The sequence below is a fragment of the Hyphomicrobium nitrativorans NL23 genome (assembly GCF_000503895.1).
Lineage (GTDB): Bacteria > Pseudomonadota > Alphaproteobacteria > Rhizobiales > Hyphomicrobiaceae > Hyphomicrobium_C > Hyphomicrobium_C nitrativorans.
The window spans coordinates 286,455-301,440 of record NC_022997.1 but is presented as its reverse complement, the minus strand read 5'-3'; the positions used below and the strand labels follow the sequence as shown (position 1 = coordinate 301,440).

At 64.2% G+C, this 14,986-nt stretch carries 12 protein-coding genes; 10 read left to right on the top strand and 2 right to left on the bottom strand.

The window, feature by feature from the left end:
• The first annotated feature begins 245 nt into the window (after positions 1-245).
• Positions 246-1,214, top strand: a complete 969-nt coding sequence (gene lipA / locus W911_RS01355; RefSeq protein WP_023785719.1) for a lipoyl synthase — start codon at positions 246-248, stop codon at positions 1,212-1,214.
• Positions 1,211-1,798 (top strand): LuxR C-terminal-related transcriptional regulator, encoded by a 588-nt coding sequence (locus tag W911_RS18975; protein ID WP_023785718.1) that lies wholly within the window; start codon positions 1,211-1,213, stop codon positions 1,796-1,798. Before lipA ends, W911_RS18975 begins: the two co-directional genes overlap by 4 nt.
• Positions 1,799-2,016: 218 nt before the next feature.
• Here the strand turns inward: W911_RS18975 and W911_RS01345 are convergent, their stop codons facing one another.
• Positions 2,017-2,409 (bottom strand): c-type cytochrome, encoded by a 393-nt coding sequence (locus W911_RS01345; RefSeq protein ID WP_023785717.1) that lies wholly within the window; start codon positions 2,407-2,409, stop codon positions 2,017-2,019.
• A gap of 97 nt (positions 2,410-2,506) precedes the next feature.
• Positions 2,507-4,411 (bottom strand): outer membrane protein assembly factor BamB family protein, encoded by a 1,905-nt coding sequence (locus W911_RS01340; protein WP_201768818.1) that lies wholly within the window; start codon positions 4,409-4,411, stop codon positions 2,507-2,509.
• A gap of 647 nt (positions 4,412-5,058) precedes the next feature.
• On the opposite strand from W911_RS01340, the gene W911_RS01335 reads away from it, so the two are divergent.
• From W911_RS01335 to W911_RS01300, 8 genes are all read left to right on the top strand, one after another.
• On the top strand, positions 5,059-5,658 hold the full coding sequence (locus tag W911_RS01335) for an ANTAR domain-containing response regulator (protein WP_051388491.1): 600 nt from the start codon (positions 5,059-5,061) through the stop codon (positions 5,656-5,658).
• Positions 5,659-5,668: 10 nt separating this feature from the next.
• Entirely contained in the window at positions 5,669-6,925 is a 1,257-nt protein-coding gene (locus W911_RS01330; protein WP_023785715.1) for a CmpA/NrtA family ABC transporter substrate-binding protein, read from the top strand.
• A gap of 318 nt (positions 6,926-7,243) precedes the next feature.
• Entirely contained in the window at positions 7,244-8,560 is a 1,317-nt protein-coding gene (locus W911_RS01325) for a CmpA/NrtA family ABC transporter substrate-binding protein (RefSeq protein WP_023785714.1), read from the top strand.
• Positions 8,561-8,591: 31 nt separating this feature from the next.
• On the top strand, positions 8,592-9,539 hold the full coding sequence (gene ntrB / locus W911_RS01320; protein WP_041316940.1) for a nitrate ABC transporter permease: 948 nt from the start codon (positions 8,592-8,594) through the stop codon (positions 9,537-9,539).
• A gap of 10 nt (positions 9,540-9,549) precedes the next feature.
• Complete coding sequence (locus tag W911_RS01315; protein ID WP_023785712.1) at positions 9,550-10,356, top strand: ABC transporter ATP-binding protein; 807 nt, start codon at positions 9,550-9,552, stop codon at positions 10,354-10,356.
• An 11-nt stretch (positions 10,357-10,367) separates the two neighbouring features.
• Positions 10,368-11,588: an NAD(P)/FAD-dependent oxidoreductase gene (locus W911_RS01310; protein ID WP_023785711.1), complete on the top strand. Its 1,221-nt coding sequence runs from the start codon at positions 10,368-10,370 to the stop codon at positions 11,586-11,588.
• A 14-nt stretch (positions 11,589-11,602) separates the two neighbouring features.
• Positions 11,603-13,378: a NirA family protein gene (locus W911_RS01305; RefSeq protein ID WP_041316934.1), complete on the top strand. Its 1,776-nt coding sequence runs from the start codon at positions 11,603-11,605 to the stop codon at positions 13,376-13,378.
• Positions 13,375-14,985, top strand: a complete 1,611-nt coding sequence (locus tag W911_RS01300; RefSeq protein ID WP_023785709.1) for a sulfite reductase subunit alpha — start codon at positions 13,375-13,377, stop codon at positions 14,983-14,985. The genes W911_RS01305 and W911_RS01300 overlap by 4 nt, the downstream gene beginning before the upstream one ends.
• The last annotated feature ends 1 nt before the right edge of the window (position 14,986 follow it).

Sequence of the window (14,986 nt, the reverse complement as noted above, 5' to 3'; positions counted from 1 at the left end):
TGCCGGAGCCGCAATGTGTGCGGCAACGACCGGCAGGTTCGTCAACGTTCTCGGTGTCCTCATCGAAGCGTGACGTGCTCGGCCCTGTCCCTGATGCTTGATCCCAGATCCGAAGTTCCTCTCCGGCATCTCGGGACCTCAACGTCTCCCCGAGATGGGCGGGCGGCCCGCTTAGACCTTCTCCAGCTCCAAAGTGAGCGGGCCGCCTCGTCCGGCGAACGATGCCAAAGGTGAAATTAGATCGCATGGTCACGCTCTTCGACATCCGCAATCGGCCGCGACATCCAGAGAAAGCACATAAACCCGACACCCCCAAGCTTCCGCGGCCGGACTGGATACGCGTCAGGCTTGCGTCGGGTCGCGGCCTCGACGAAACCTTCTCCGTCGTTCGCGAGCACAATCTGAAGACGGTGTGCGAGGAAGCCGCATGCCCGAACCTCGGCGAATGCTGGTCGAAAAAGCACGCGACCATGATGATCATGGGCGACACCTGCACGCGGGCGTGCGGATTCTGCAACGTCCGCACCGGCATTCCCGCCCCGCTCGATCCTCAGGAACCGGATAAGGTCGCCGCGGCCGTCGCGAAGCTCGGCTTGCGGCATGTCGTCATTACGTCGGTGGATCGCGACGACCTGCCGGACGGCGGCGCGGACCATTTCGCGCAAACCGTTACGGCGATCCGCAGGTCCGCAGCCGATGCGACCGTCGAGATCCTGACGCCCGACTTCCTGCGTGCGAGCGGCGCCATCGAGACCGTCATGGCCGCACGGCCCGACGTCTTCAACCATAACCTCGAAACGGTTCCGTCGCTCTACAGGCGCATTCGCCCGGGAGCGCGCTATTTCCACTCGCTGCGGCTGCTTCAGACAGCCAAGGAGATCGATCGCAACGTGTTCACGAAGTCCGGCCTCATGCTCGGGCTGGGCGAGCAGCACGACGAAGTTCTTCAGGTCATGGACGACCTGAGGTCGGCGGACGTCGATTTCCTCACCATCGGCCAATACCTCCAACCGACACGCAAGCATGCCGCGCTCGTCCGCTACGCATCTCCGGACGAGTTCGAATCCTTACGCCGCATCGGCCTCTCAAAGGGCTTCCTGATGGTCTCCTCCTCGCCCCTGACGCGCTCCTCGCATCATGCGGGAGAAGACTTCGAGCGCCTGCGCGCCATGAGGACGGCCGACGCAGCACAACGAAAAGGCGCCTGCACATGACCGATACCGCCATCGAGCCCACGCCAAGCGAGGATCGCGCCCATGACGCGCAGCACGCGAAACTCTTCACCGGCGCACAACGGCGCGTTCTAAAACTGCTTTGCCAAGGGCTTAAGAACTCCGAAATCGCAGACAGAATCGGAGTGAAGGAAACGACGATCAAGGCCACCGTGAGCAGTATCCTGCGAAAGCTTCAGGTGTACTCGCGCACCCAGGCTGTCGTCCGCGTGTGCCAGGAAGGCATGGTGGCCGCGGACTGGTGCGCCGGCACCGACTTCGGCCCGCTCGATCTGCAGTCTGTACGTTCGGCCATTGATGTTCCGGCGAGCGCGGTTCGACGCGTGCACGCGGTGACAAAACGCGAGATGAAGGTTCTGGACATGGTGAGCCAGGGCCTCTCGAACAAAGAAATCGCATTCCGGCTCGGCGTCCGCGAGGGCACCGTCAAGGCGCATATGGGAAGCATTCTTCGGAAGCTTGGCGTCAGTTCGCGAACAAAGCTTGCGATCGAGATTTCCAAGCTGCAAACGGCAGCGGCACGCTCGCGTTCGAATGTTGTGAGCGACGAAAGCAAGCCATCGTAATGCGCGATCGCTTCTTCTTCACGCCTTCGGCGCGCACCGGATGCGCACCATCGTCCCCCAGAAAAAAGTGAAGCGACCCGCGATCCGCCGAACGGTGGATCGGCGAGCCGCTTCATCAGGTCCCTGGGAGGAAACAGGGTCTTGGCTACGCGCGCCGTTCACTTAGGCGCGCCAGATCGGGCAGAGCGTCAGGGACGGGCCCCGACAGCACGCGTGCGTTACCAACTTCCGAGCGACTTGATGTAAGCGACGAGTTCCCAGATTTCTTCTTGCGTAAAGACGTCGCCCCACGGTGGCATCGGCGTGGCGCCTTTTCCCCCGTCGCGGATGGTGTCGTAGACGTACTCCTCGCTGAGGCCCGTCCGATCGATAAATAGCGTCGGGTTCTGGCCATGGCAGTAGGACGCGCAAGTCGCATTGAAGGTCTCTTCGCCGGCCTTGATCCTCTTGGGATCGGCAAGATCGAAAGGGGGCTCTCCAGAGGCTGTCGGTTGGTCCGTTTCCGGCGACGTGCCGCCGCTCGTCGCGGGAGCCGTCAGGGCCATGAGCGTCGTCGTGGCGACGAGAAGCATCGCAGCCAACCGGGAGAAGCGCGCGGGGAGTTCGTTCATCGTACCTTGACCATTGTAGACTTGGGCGAGAAAGGTTCGGCAGAAGCAAGGAGTCCGCCCCGGCTGGCGGGGCGAACTCCACTGTTGTACCAGAAGGCTAGTTGACCTGAACCGCGACGAGCTCCGACGGAGTTCCAGCGCCGCCGACAGGAGCGACGACGAACTGCTTGCCGTCGACGATGTAGGACATCAACGCGCCGTAGACGCCGAGAGGAAGCTCTATTTCACCAAGGAGATTTCCCGTCTTGGCGTCATAGGCGTAGAGCGCGGATTCGTCCTGCTTCTCCTTGTTCTGGGCGATCAGTGCGTTACCGCGGGTGTTGAGCCCGAGCACGTCATAGGCGCCGTTGGGAGCCGTGAAGACGATATCGTCGGTGATCACGATGAAGCTCTGATGGGTCGCGCCCACGCGCTCCAGCCCCGCGGCTTTGACCGCCGGATGATCGACCGGGCCACGCCCAGCAGGAACCTGCCACTGATGCTCGCCGGTGTTCATGTCGATCGCGGTGATCGTCGAGAACGGCGGCTTGAACAGCGGGAGCCCTTCCGGACCGCCCACACCGGCCCAAGTGCCCGTGTAGTCGTGGAACGAAGTCCCCGCGACCTCCTTCTTGATCTTGATCGCGAAGGGCATGTTGAAGGACGGCACGTAAAGAACGCCCGTGTTCGGATTGTGCGCCGCGCCCGCCCAGCTTGCGCCGCCGAGAACGCCGGGAACGAGCAGTGTACCCGCCTTCTCCATCGTGGGCGGCGTAAATAGCTCGCCGTACTTGTAGCGATTGAGAATTTTCTTCGCGGCTTCCTTCATCTCCGGCGTGAGATCGATGAGGTCGTCTTCGCTCGCGCCTTGTTGGACGTAGGGCGCAGGCTTGGACGGCACGGGCTGGGTCGGCGCGTACCACTCGCCGGGAACGTCTCCGGCAGGAACGGCCCTCTCTTCGATCGGCCAGATCGGCTCACCCGTGATGCGGTCGAATGCGTAGACAAAGCCTTGTTTCGTAACCTGAACGGCAGCTTTGATCGTCTTGCCGTTGACCGTAATGTCCATGAGGTTCGGGCCTGTCGGCAGGTCGTAGTCCCACAGACCGTGGCGCACGATCTGGAAGTGCCAGACGCGGTTACCCGTTTTGGCATCCAGCGCCACCAGCGTTTCCGAGAACAGGTTGTCGCCGTGGCGATGCCCGCCGTAGAAGTCGTTCGACGGCGTCGACATCGGAAGGTAGACGATGCCCGTTTCATCGTCGCATGACGCGCGCGTCCAGAGGTTGGTGCTTCCCGTATCCTCCAGTCCGGTCTTCCACGTGTCCGCGCCGAACTCTCCGGGAAGCGGCGGCGAATGGAACATCCAGACACGCTTGCCCGTCTTGAGGTCGAAGGCGGGGACATCGCCGGGAGGATGATACTTGAACGGCGGCCGGCCGGCGGCGAACGAATCGAGGACCGCCAAGCTTGGAATGACGACGCCGCCGCAGACGATCGGAGGCGTGCTGACCGTGACGAGATCGCGCTGAACAGGGCGGCGCTTGTGGATCGTGAGATCGATACGGCCCTTTTCGCCCCAGCTCTCGACTACGGCGCCCGTTTCGGCGTCGAGCATGATCAGGAAGCCGTCCGGCGTGCCGGCAATGATGCGCTTGGCACCATCGACGTCAACGTAGGTGAGCGCGCGATTGATAAAGCCGAGGTTGGGTGCCTGGCCAGCCAGATAGCCCTGAGGATCGTAAAGCCACTTTTCCTTTCCCGTCAGCCCGTCGACCGCTGAGACGAGGCCCAGCGGCGAGACCGTGTAGAGCGTTCCATCGACGGCGAGCGGCGTCGATTCGTTCACCCACGTGCGCAGATCCGGATTATCTGCGGACAGATCGTTGCCGGGCAGTGAAAAGCGCCAGGCGATCTTCATGTTCTTGACCGATTCGGCTGTCGCCTTGCCGCCTGCGAGATACCTCGAACTCGACTTGTCGCCCGTGTATTCGGTCCAGTTCCCGTCGCCGGCGCTCGCCATGCCGGCACAAACCACCATACAGGCCGTGAGTGACCATCTGGCCAGACTGCCCTTACCCTTGGATCGCATTGCCTCACCTTTCAAAAGTTTTCTTTATTAGGCCCGCGCGCGCGAGGTCTCGAACAAAGCCCCCCTCGATCGCGCTTGCATGGCCCCGCAAAGGGGACCCCCACGCGACGCATGCTGAAACAGGGCGAGGCAAGTGCTGTGCCAAGCCATTCCGAAGAGAGACTGCGCAAGAGCAGGATGGGAGAGAGTGGGCGCCGCAGATCTTCGTAACAAATTGATATAGAGGACATTTTGTGGGAGATCGGCGGCGGGAACGGAGCGTGTCGTGCACGATATGCACTGCGAACCGTAAGTGGTCCAGCCCTCCAGACGAGGCGGTCCCTTTACAGCTGTCGCAAGACTGGCCTGTTCTCGTGAAGCGGCGCGTAGCGCGACACGACGGCCGCCGTCGCCGAGGCCGCGGCAGCCCTTTTATGGCGTCCGCACTCGGAATGCACCGACCCCGCAGGCGTGAGAAAACGCGCCTCTCCTGCAATCGAGCGTCAGATTGACGGCTTGCTGTCCTGCCGCGATAGCGTCAGAAAAAGCGGGCACGCCATCCGTCCCGTGGCCGCCGACCGCACGCGCAAGGTATCGAAGTGTCCGCCAACCCCGACAGCGCGCTCAAAATCCTCGTCATCGACGAGAACCCGATCCGTCGGGCGATTATCGAATCGGGCCTGGCCGAGGCGGGCTTCACATCTGTCACCGTGCTCGCCAACACGACGCGGCTGATCGATCACATCTACACGCTCGATCCCGACGTCGTGCTGATCGACCTCGAAAACCCGAGCCGTGACGTGCTGGAACAGATGTTCCAGGTCTCGCGCGTCGTTCGCCGCCCCATCGCCATGTTCGTCGACAAGAGCGACAAGACCGAGATCGAAGCCGCCATCGACGCAGGCGTCTCCGCTTATATCGTGGACGGTCTCAGGAAAGAGCGCGTGAAGCCGATCCTGGAAACGACCATGACGAGATTTCGCGCCTTCACCCGCCTCCAGGCGGAGCTTGAGGAGGTGAAGGGCGCGCTGAAGGAGCGAAAAATCATCGAAAAGGCCAAAGGCATCCTCATGAAACGGCGCGGCCTCGACGAGGAGAAAGCCTACGAGTTGTTGCGCAAGACGGCCATGTCGCAAGGCCGGCGCATCGCCGATGTGGCGCAGGCGTTGGTCAGCTCCGCTGACCTGCTCGGAGATTAGGGAGAACGCCATGGCCGATGCTGCGAACGGGCCCTTGGGCGCAAAGTCGAGTGAGGTTCACGTCGGCTTCATGCCGCTGACGGACTGCGCGCCGCTCGTCGTGGCCTCGGAAATGGGGTTCGACCGGCGTCACGGCGTCAAGCTGGTGCTGCATCGCGAGGTCTCCTGGGCCAACATTCGCGACAAGCTCGGCGTCGGCAATTTCGATTGCGCCCACATGCTCGCGCCCATGCCGATCGCCGCGGCGTTGGGCCTGGGGCGCGCGTCCGATCTGATCGTGGCCCCCATGGCCCTCAGTTTGAACGGCAACGCGATCACGGTCTCGAACAGGCTTTACGCGGAGATGCGCGACGCTGACGAGGCCGCGACGCAGGCTGGCGGAATGTCGGCCGCCCGGGCGCTTGCCGCTGTCGTCCGTACGCGCCAGCAGCAGGGCCGCGAACCGCTGGCGCTCGGCATGGTCTACCCGTTCTCGTGTCACAACTACGATCTGCGCTACTGGCTGGCCGCCGCCGGCATCGATCCCGACAACGACGTGAACCTGATCGTGGTACCGCCGCCGCTCAGCGTGGAGGCGCTGAAGACCGGCCGCGTCGACGGGTTCTGCGTAGGCCAGCCGTGGAACAGCGTCGCGGTTGCGGAAGACGAAGGCGTGATCGTTGCGACGAAGAGCGAGCTCTGGGCGATGAGTCCGGAAAAAGTTCTCGGCGTGCGCGAGGATTGGGCCGCGAAAAATCCGGCGTTGGTGTCCGACCTCGTGCGCGCGCTGGTGACGGCGTGTCAGTGGCTCGACGAGCCGGAAAACCGCGAGCAAGCGGCCCGCATTCTTGCACGGCCAGAGTATGTCGGCATTTCGGAGGAGATCCTGGCAGGGCCGCTGACAGGGGCATTGAGGCGAGGCGGAGGACTGGCGGACATCGTCGATCCGGATCTCGTCGTCTTCCATCGCGGTCATGCGAACTTCCCCTGGCGCTCGCACGCTCTGTGGATCCTGACCCAGATGATCCGCTGGGGTCAGGTGCGGGAGCCGTTCGACCTCAAGGCGCTGACGGAGCGGGTGTTCCGCACCGATCTTTATCGCGAGGCCGTCGCCGCGTTGGGCGTGCCCGTGCCTTTGTCCGACGACAAGCAGGAAGGGGGCGACGGCGTGGGCGTCTTCTTTGGCAGCGGACGCTTCGACCCCAACGCCGCACTCTCCTATTTGCGCGATCTGGAGATCCGCAACAGCGGCACCGACCTCGCAGCCTTCGCGGCCCTCAATTCGTGATCCGCTGTTGGCCTGCCCTGCTGAAGCGTGCGGCAAACTTCGCGTGCGCTGCACAATAATCGCGCACGATCCTCGCCGCCCCGCACACGATAAAAACAGCTAATAGCCTGATAATATATAGAAATTCGCGTTGCCGCGAGTTGGCATGATCCTTGATTTTAGGGGATCAGCGCGGCTCAACGGCGAGCCGCAATGATTCAGGCAGCGCTGCCTCGACGAAACGGGACCGATAGTCGGCGCCCGGTTTGCTCGATGCAGCGCTTTTTCTTTTTTCCGGTCCACGCCGCGGGAGGTGCGGGCCATGACGGAGGATCATTGATGGCAGGTTCGAAGACCGCGGGCGTGAAGGGGCAAGGACGCATGTCGCGCCGGTCGTTGATGAGGGGCGGCGCGACGGTGGCGCTGGTCGCGGCGGCGAAATCGCTCGTGCCGGGCGGCGCAACCGTTGCCTGGGCTGCGGGACCTGAGACCACGAAGGCCGTGCTCGGCTACATCGCGCTGACGGATGCCGCGCCGCTCATCGTCGCCAAGGAGCAGGGCTTCTTCGCCAAGCATGGGATGCCCGACGTCGAAGTGTTGAAGCAGGCCTCCTGGGGCGCCACGCGCGACAACCTCGTGCTCGGCGCGGAAAAGAACGGCATCGACGGCGCGCACATCCTGACGCCGATGCCCTACCTGATGGCCACCGGCAAGGTGACGCAAAACAATGTTCCGGTGCCGATGAGCATCCTCGCGCGGCTCAACTACGACTGCCAGGGCATCTCGGTGTCGAAGGAATACGAGGCCCTGACGGTCGGCACGGACGCCAGCGCCTTGAAGGAGGCGTTCGCCAGGAAGCGGGCAGAAGGCAAGGACGTCAAAGTCGCCATGACCTTCCCAGGCGGCACGCACGACCTGTGGATCCGCTACTGGCTCGCCGCCGGCGGCATTGATCCCGACAAGGATGTCTCGACCATCGTGGTGCCGCCCCCGCAGATGGTGGCGAACATGAAGGTCGGCAACATGGATGCCTTCTGCGTCGGCGAGCCGTGGAACGAGCAGCTCGTCAACCAGGGCATCGGCTTCACCGCCTGCACCACGGGCGAGATCTGGTTCCGTCATCCCGAGAAGGCGCTCGGGATGCGCGAAGCCTGGGTCGAGAAAAATCCGCAGGCCGCGCGCGCATTGCTGATGGCTGTCATGGAGGCCCAGCAGTGGTGCGAGAAGATGGAGAACAAGGACGAGCTTGCGGCTCTGCTGGGCAGGCGTCAGTGGTTCAACGTGCCGCCCGCCGACATCGTCGGCCGCCTCAAGGGCGACATCAACTACGGCCGCGGGCGCAACGAAACGGGCACCAATCTCCTGATGAAATTCTGGGAGGACGGCGCCGTCTCCTATCCGTTCAAGAGCCACGACGCGTGGTTCGTCGCGGAGAACGTGCGCTGGGGCAAGTTCGAGGCCGAGACCGACATCAAGGCGCTCGTCGACAAGGTCAACCGCGAGGACATCTGGCGCGAGGCCGCGGCGGCCATCGGCGTGACGCCGCCGCCAACGCCGTCGCGCGGACCGGAGACGTTCTTCGACGGCAAAGTGTTCGATCCCGAAAATCCATCGGCCTACCTCGCGTCCCTTGCGATCACGCGCCTTTCCGCCTGATCCCGCGATCCCCGAACAGGAGCTTTATGCGATGAACGCAATGCCCGCACGCCCCATGCTGATCGACGCCGCATCCGGTGCGGCACCCGCCGAAAAACCGCCGAACCCGCCAAGGGCCCAAGAGCAGACATCGCAGGAAACGAAAGTCCTGCCGCTCAAGACGTCGTCCAACACATACGCGACGCGCATTTCGTCGGCGCTTCGGGAGATGGCAGCCACCGTCGTTCCGCCGCTCGTCGTCCTGGCGGTGATGCTGCTCGTCTGGCAGCTCGCAACCGATAAACCCGGCGCGAGCCTTCCCTCTCCGATGAAGATCTGGAGCGAAGCCAACGATCTCATCGTCTCCCCGTTCTTCGTCTATGGCCCGCAGGATATCGGCCTCGGTTGGCGGGTTTTGACCAGCCTTGAGCGTGTGGCGTATGGCTTCGGCCTCGCCGCCATTTTCGGCATCGCGCTCGGCGCCATCATCGGTCAGAGCGTCTGGGCGATGCGCGGCCTCGATCCGATCTTTCAGGTGCTGCGCACGGTGCCGCCCCTCGCGTGGTTGCCGATCTCGCTGGCGGCCTTCCAGGACAGCGGCCCGTCGGCGGTGTTCGTGATCTTCATCACCGCCGTCTGGCCGGTGATCATCAACACCGCTGTCGGCATCCGCAACATCCCCCAGGACTATCGCAACGTCGCCGAGGTGCTGCGCCTCAACCCGCTCGAATACTTCTGGCGCATCATGATCCCGGCTGCCGCGCCCTACATCTTCACGGGCCTCCGTATCGGCATCGGCCTCTCGTGGCTTGCGATCGTCGCCGCCGAGATGCTGACCGGCGGCGTCGGCATCGGCTTTTTCATCTGGGATGCGTGGAACTCGTCGCGCCTCTCCGACATCGTCGTCGCTCTCATCTACATCGGCGTCGTCGGCTTCGTGCTCGACCGGCTGGTCGCTCTCATCGGCCGCGTCGCGACGCGCGGCACAGCCAACGCCTGAGGAGAACGCCATGACAGTGACAACAAAGCCGTTTCTTCAGATCCAGGGCGTACACAAGACCTTCAGCCGCGGCGGAACGGAAACCGAGGTGCTCCACGACATCGGCCTCGATATTGCCGAGGGCGAGTTCGTCTCGATCATCGGCCACTCCGGCTGCGGAAAATCGACACTTCTCAACCTGATTGCGGGGCTGACGCGCGTCACGACGGGCGCCGTGCTTCTCGAAGATCGCGAGGTCAACGAGCCGGGCCCGGAGCGCGCCGTCGTGTTTCAGAACCATTCGCTTCTGCCATGGCTCACCGTGTACGAGAACGTGCACATCGCCGTGAACAAGGTGTTCGGAAAAAAGAAGTCCCGCGCCGAGCGCCACGACTGGACGCTGCACAATCTCGATCTCGTGCAGATGGGCCATGCCAAGGACAAGCGTCCCGCCGAAATCTCGGGCGGCATGAAGCAGCGCGTCGGCATTGCCCGCGCGCTGGCGATGGAGCCGAAGGTTCTGCTGATGGACGAGCCGTTCGGCGCGCTCGACGCGTTGACGCGCGCCCACTTGCAGGATTCCGTCATGCAGATCCACGCGCGGCTCGGCAACACCGCGATCATGATCACGCACGACGTCGACGAAGCCGTGCTGCTCTCGGACCGCATTGTCATGATGACGAACGGACCGTCCGCGCGCATCGGTGACGTGCTCGACGTGGAGTTGCCCCGCCCGCGCAAGCGGTTGGAGCTGGTGGCCGACGCCCGCTACATTCAGGCGCGCGAGGCGGTACTGAAGTTCCTCTACGAACGTCATCGTTTCGTGGAAGCTGCGTGAGAGGAACCGTTATGAGCGAGCCTCTCGTCGTTGTTGGAAACGGCATGGCCGCGACGCGTCTCGTCGAGGAGCTGACGACGCGGGCGCAGGGGAAATACGCGATTGCGGTCGTTGGCGACGAGCCGTCGCTCGCCTACAATCGCGTGCTTCTCTCGTCTGTGCTGGCGCGCGAAGCCGCGGCGGAAGATGTCGAGCTGAAGCCCGCCCGATGGTGGCGCGACCGCGGCGTCACGCTCGTCTACGGCCGCCGCGCGGTCGAGATCGATACGCGCCAGCGGTTTGTCCGACTGAGGGGTGGCGCAAAGCTCGGCTACGCCAAGCTCGTCATCGCCACCGGGTCGGAGGCCGTGCGCCTGCCGCTCCCCGGTGCGGATCTCCCAGGCGTCGTGACGTTCCGCGACAAAGCCGATGTCGCAACATTGCTTGAACGCGCCCGGCCCGGCGCGCGCGCCGTCGTGATCGGCGGCGGACTTCTCGGTCTTGAAGCGGCCTATGGGCTGATGAAGGCGGGAATGCACGTCTCGCTCGTCCATCTCATGGACAGGCTGATGGAGCGCCAGCTCGACCCGCGCGCAGGCGAGCTGCTGAAGCAGGCCATCGAGGCGCGCGGCATCGAGGTGGTGCTCAATGCGGAAAGCGAAGCCATCCAAGGCCGGAGAAAAGTTGCAGGGCTCCGTCTGAAGGACGGTCGCAATATCGCGGCCGATCTCGTCGTCATGGCGGTGGGCATCCGTCCCTGCGTGCAGTTGGCGCGCGGCGCGGGGCTCGATGTCGGGCGCGGCATCGTCGTCGGTGACGATCTGGCGACGAGTGCTCCCGGTGTTTACGCCCTCGGCGAGTGCGCGGAGCATCGCGGCGTCTGCTATGGCCTCGTCGAGCCCTCCTACGAGCAGGCGCGCGTGCTCGCGAGCAACCTCGCAGGCGAAGACGCGCGCTACACCGGCTCGCTTCTGTCCACCAATCTCAAGGTCTCCGGCGTGAGCGTGTTTTCGGCTGGAGAATTCCTCGGCGGCGAAAACATGGAGCCGGTCGTCCTCTCCGATCCGGGACGCAAGACGTATCGCAAGCTCGTGATCGGCGACGGATGCCTCAAGGGCGCAGTGCTGATCGGGGATACGAGCGACGCGCTCTGGTACCTCGACCTCATCCGCTCGGGACGCCCCGTTTCGGCCCTGAGGAATGACCTCGTGTTCGGGCGCGCGTTTGCCGGGCCGGAAGCGCAGGCCGCATGAAAAATGGGGAAGCCATGACAGCCGAGTTCTCGACAGAGCAAAAGCGCTATCTCGAAGGCTTCGTCTCCGGCGTGCAGGCCGGGCGCGTCGCGCGCGGCATGTCGCCGATCGGATCGGATGCCGCCGCGCCTCCCGCCGCGCCGATGGGGCCCGACGCCGCGCATATCAAAGCGCAGGACGCCACGAAGGCAAAGGGAAAGAAACTCACCGACCAGGAAAACTGGAAGCGCGACGAAAACCCGTTCGATGCTTATGCCCGCTTCAAGGCGCAGGCGGAAAAGGGCGAGTATCCGAAGCCACCCGACAATTTTCGTTGGCGCTATTATGGCCTGTTTTACGTTGCGCCTGCGCAAGACAGCTACATGTGCCGCCTGCGCATTCCGAACGGCATCGTCACGCACGGGCAGTTTGCAGGCATTGCGGATGTCGCGGAACGCTTCGGCGGCGGCTATGCCGACATCACGACACGCGCCAACATTCAGATCCGCGAGATCGAAGCCGTCGACGCGGCGAAGGTCGTCGAGGCGGTGCAGGATCTCGGACTGACGTCGCGCGGTGCAGGAGCCGACAACATCCGCAACGTCACCGGCACGCCAACGGCGGGCATCGACGCGTTCGAGCTGCTGGATACGCGCCCGTATGCGCGCGAGTGGCACCTTCACGTCTTGAACGATCGCTCGCTCACCGGCCTGCCGCGCAAGTTCAACGTCGCCTACGACGGCGCGGGACAGATCGCAGCACTCGAAGAAACGAACGACATCGGCTTTCAAGCCGTCGAGGTGGCGGATGGTGCGTCCGTCCCCGCGGGCGTCTACTTCCGCCTGATGCTGGGCGGCATCACCGGCCACAAGGACTTCGCGCGCGACACCGGCGTCATCCTGGAGCCATCCCGCGCCACCCAGGTCGCCGACGCAATCGTGCGCGTGTTCGTGGACAGCGGGGACCGCACCAACCGTAATAAGGCGCGCCTCAAGTATGTGCTCGACGACTGGGGCTTCGAAAAATTCCTGGAAGCGGTGGAAGCGAAGCTCGGCGCGCCGCTTACGCGCATCGACGCGAGCCACATCAAGCCGCGCCGTGCGCCAAACCGGATGGCGCACATCGGCGTGCATCCGCAAAAGCAGGCCGGCCTAAATTGGATCGGCGTCGTGCTTCCGGTCGGAAAGCTGACCTGCGAGCAGACCCGCGCTATTGCGGCCCTCGCCCGCGATCTTGGAGATGGAGATATTCGCCTGACCGTCTGGCAGAACCTGATCGTCTCCGGCGTGGCAGACGCAAACGTCGCGGCGGCGCTTGAACGCATTGAGGCGATGGGGTTGGCAGCCGAGGCGTCGCCCGTTCGCGCCGGTCTCGTCGCCTGCACGGGAAGCACGGGCTGCAAGTTCGCCGCCGCCAACACCAAAGGCACGGCGGATGCCATCGCAAGGCATGTCGAAGGGCGGCTTGAGCTGGACACGCCCGTCAACATCCACCTCACCGGCTGCCATCACTCCTGCGCGCAGCATTACATCGGCGATATCGGCCTGATCGGTGCGCGCGTTCCGGTAGGCGACGACGGCGACACGGTGGACGGCTTCCACATCCTTGTCGGTGGCGGAACGGGCGCGGACGCAACCATCGCGCGCGAGATCCAGCGCGACGTGAAGAGCGAGGACTGTCCCGCGGCGGTGGAGCGGCTGCTCGGCGCGTATATCGCGCATCGCGCGTACGCCACGGAGACGTTCTTCGCCTTCGCCAATCGGCACGACATCGACACGCTTCAACGCCTCGCCGGAGACGATGCGCCATGACCATTCAGACGGCACCGCCGGGCGTCTCTGCGTTGATTCCCGAGAACGCGCCCTTCTCCATCGAGCAGCGCGCCTGGCTCAACGGCTTCTTCGCCGGCATGTTGTCGCTCGATGCCGGCCCGACGCCTGCGACGACCACGGACCTCGGCGCGGCAGGTCTCGCAACGCCCGGTGACGACGGTGCCGCCCCCTGGCACGATCCCGCCATCGAAATCGACGAGCGCATGACGCTCGCCGAAGGACGGCCGCTCGCCCGGCGCATGATGGCAGCCATGGCGCAGCAGGACTGCGGCCAATGCGGCTACAATTGCGAGGACTACGCCAACGCTATTCACGAGCAGGCCGAGCCGCGCCTCAATCTCTGCGCCCCCGGCGGCAAGGCAACCGCGCGGATGCTGAAGACGCTCGTCGAGGAAATGGGCGGCGGCGTGCTCGATCCCGACGAGAAGAAAGCCAAGGACGAGGCCAAGCCCGCGGTATCCGGCGACGCGCGCCCCGGCTATTCGCGTGAGACGGCCGCATCGGTGCGGTTCGTCTCGCGCCAGCGGCTTAACGGCGAGGGCTCGGAGAAAATCACCAACCACATCGAGATCGATCTCCGCGACAGCGGCATCGAGTACGAGCCGGGCGACAGCCTGGGTGTCTTTGCCAAAAACGACCCGCGCCTCGTCGATGCCGTGTTGTCGGCAATCGGCGCTCCACCCGACTTTCCAATCGGCGACAAGACGCTGCGCGACGCGCTGATTGAGGACACGGCGCTTTCTCCCGCGCCCGACGCGCTATTCGAGTTGATCTCGTATCTCGCAGGAGGTGAGCGCAAGCGCAAGGCACGCGCCCTTGCCAAGGGACAAGACCCCGACGGTGACGCCGCGACCCTCGACGTCCTTGCCGCGCTCGAAAAGTTTCCCGGCCTGCGTCCGGATCCGGAAGCGTTTTACGAGGTGCTCGAACCGCTGCAGCCGCGCCTATATTCGATCTCGTCCTCGCCACGCGCCAACCCCGGCCACGTGTCGCTCACCATCGATACCGTGCGATACGAAATCGACGGCCGCGCGCGGCTTGGCGTGGCGTCCACGTTCTGCGGAGAGCGCATCGCCCCTGGAGCCGAGCTCCGCGCCTATGTCCAGAAGGCGCACGGGTTTGCGCTGCCCCAGGACGACGCGACGCCGATCGTCATGGTCGGACCCGGCACCGGCGTCGCCCCGTTTCGGGCATTCCTTCAGGAGCGCCACGTCACCAAGGCGCAAGGTCCGGCGTGGCTGTTCTACGGACATCAGCGCCGCGCCACCGATTTCTTCTACGAAGCCGAGTTTGGCGTCATGCAGGATGCCGGAACGCTCGGCAGGCTCTCGCTCGCATGGTCCCGCGACGGCGACAAAAAGGTCTACGTCCAGGACAAGATGCGAGAGCAAGGTGCAGAGCTGTTCGCATGGCTTGAAAGAGGCGCGCATTTCTACATCTGCGGGGATGCGAAGCGCATGGCGAAAGACGTGGACACCGCGCTGACCGACATCGTCGCCGAGCATGGCAAAACCTCGCCCGAAGACGCAAAGGCCTATGTCGCTGCCCTCAAGAAGGTCGGCCGCTATCAAGCCGACGTCTATTGAG

Coding starts and splice junctions, on each gene's coding strand:
- lipA (WP_023785719.1), top strand. CDS start 246: ATGGTCACGCTCTTCGACATCCGCAATCGGCCGCGACATCCAGAGAAA.
- W911_RS18975 (WP_023785718.1), top strand. CDS start 1,211: ATGACCGATACCGCCATCGAGCCCACGCCAAGCGAGGATCGCGCCCAT.
- W911_RS01345 (WP_023785717.1), bottom strand. CDS start 2,409: ATGAACGAACTCCCCGCGCGCTTCTCCCGGTTGGCTGCGATGCTTCTC.
- W911_RS01340 (WP_201768818.1), bottom strand. CDS start 4,411: ATGGCGAGCGCCGGCGACGGGAACTGGACCGAATACACGGGCGACAAG.
- W911_RS01330 (WP_023785715.1), top strand. CDS start 5,669: ATGGCCGATGCTGCGAACGGGCCCTTGGGCGCAAAGTCGAGTGAGGTT.
- W911_RS01325 (WP_023785714.1), top strand. CDS start 7,244: ATGGCAGGTTCGAAGACCGCGGGCGTGAAGGGGCAAGGACGCATGTCG.
- ntrB (WP_041316940.1), top strand. CDS start 8,592: ATGAACGCAATGCCCGCACGCCCCATGCTGATCGACGCCGCATCCGGT.
- W911_RS01315 (WP_023785712.1), top strand. CDS start 9,550: ATGACAGTGACAACAAAGCCGTTTCTTCAGATCCAGGGCGTACACAAG.
- W911_RS01310 (WP_023785711.1), top strand. CDS start 10,368: ATGAGCGAGCCTCTCGTCGTTGTTGGAAACGGCATGGCCGCGACGCGT.
- W911_RS01305 (WP_041316934.1), top strand. CDS start 11,603: ATGACAGCCGAGTTCTCGACAGAGCAAAAGCGCTATCTCGAAGGCTTC.
- W911_RS01300 (WP_023785709.1), top strand. CDS start 13,375: ATGACCATTCAGACGGCACCGCCGGGCGTCTCTGCGTTGATTCCCGAG.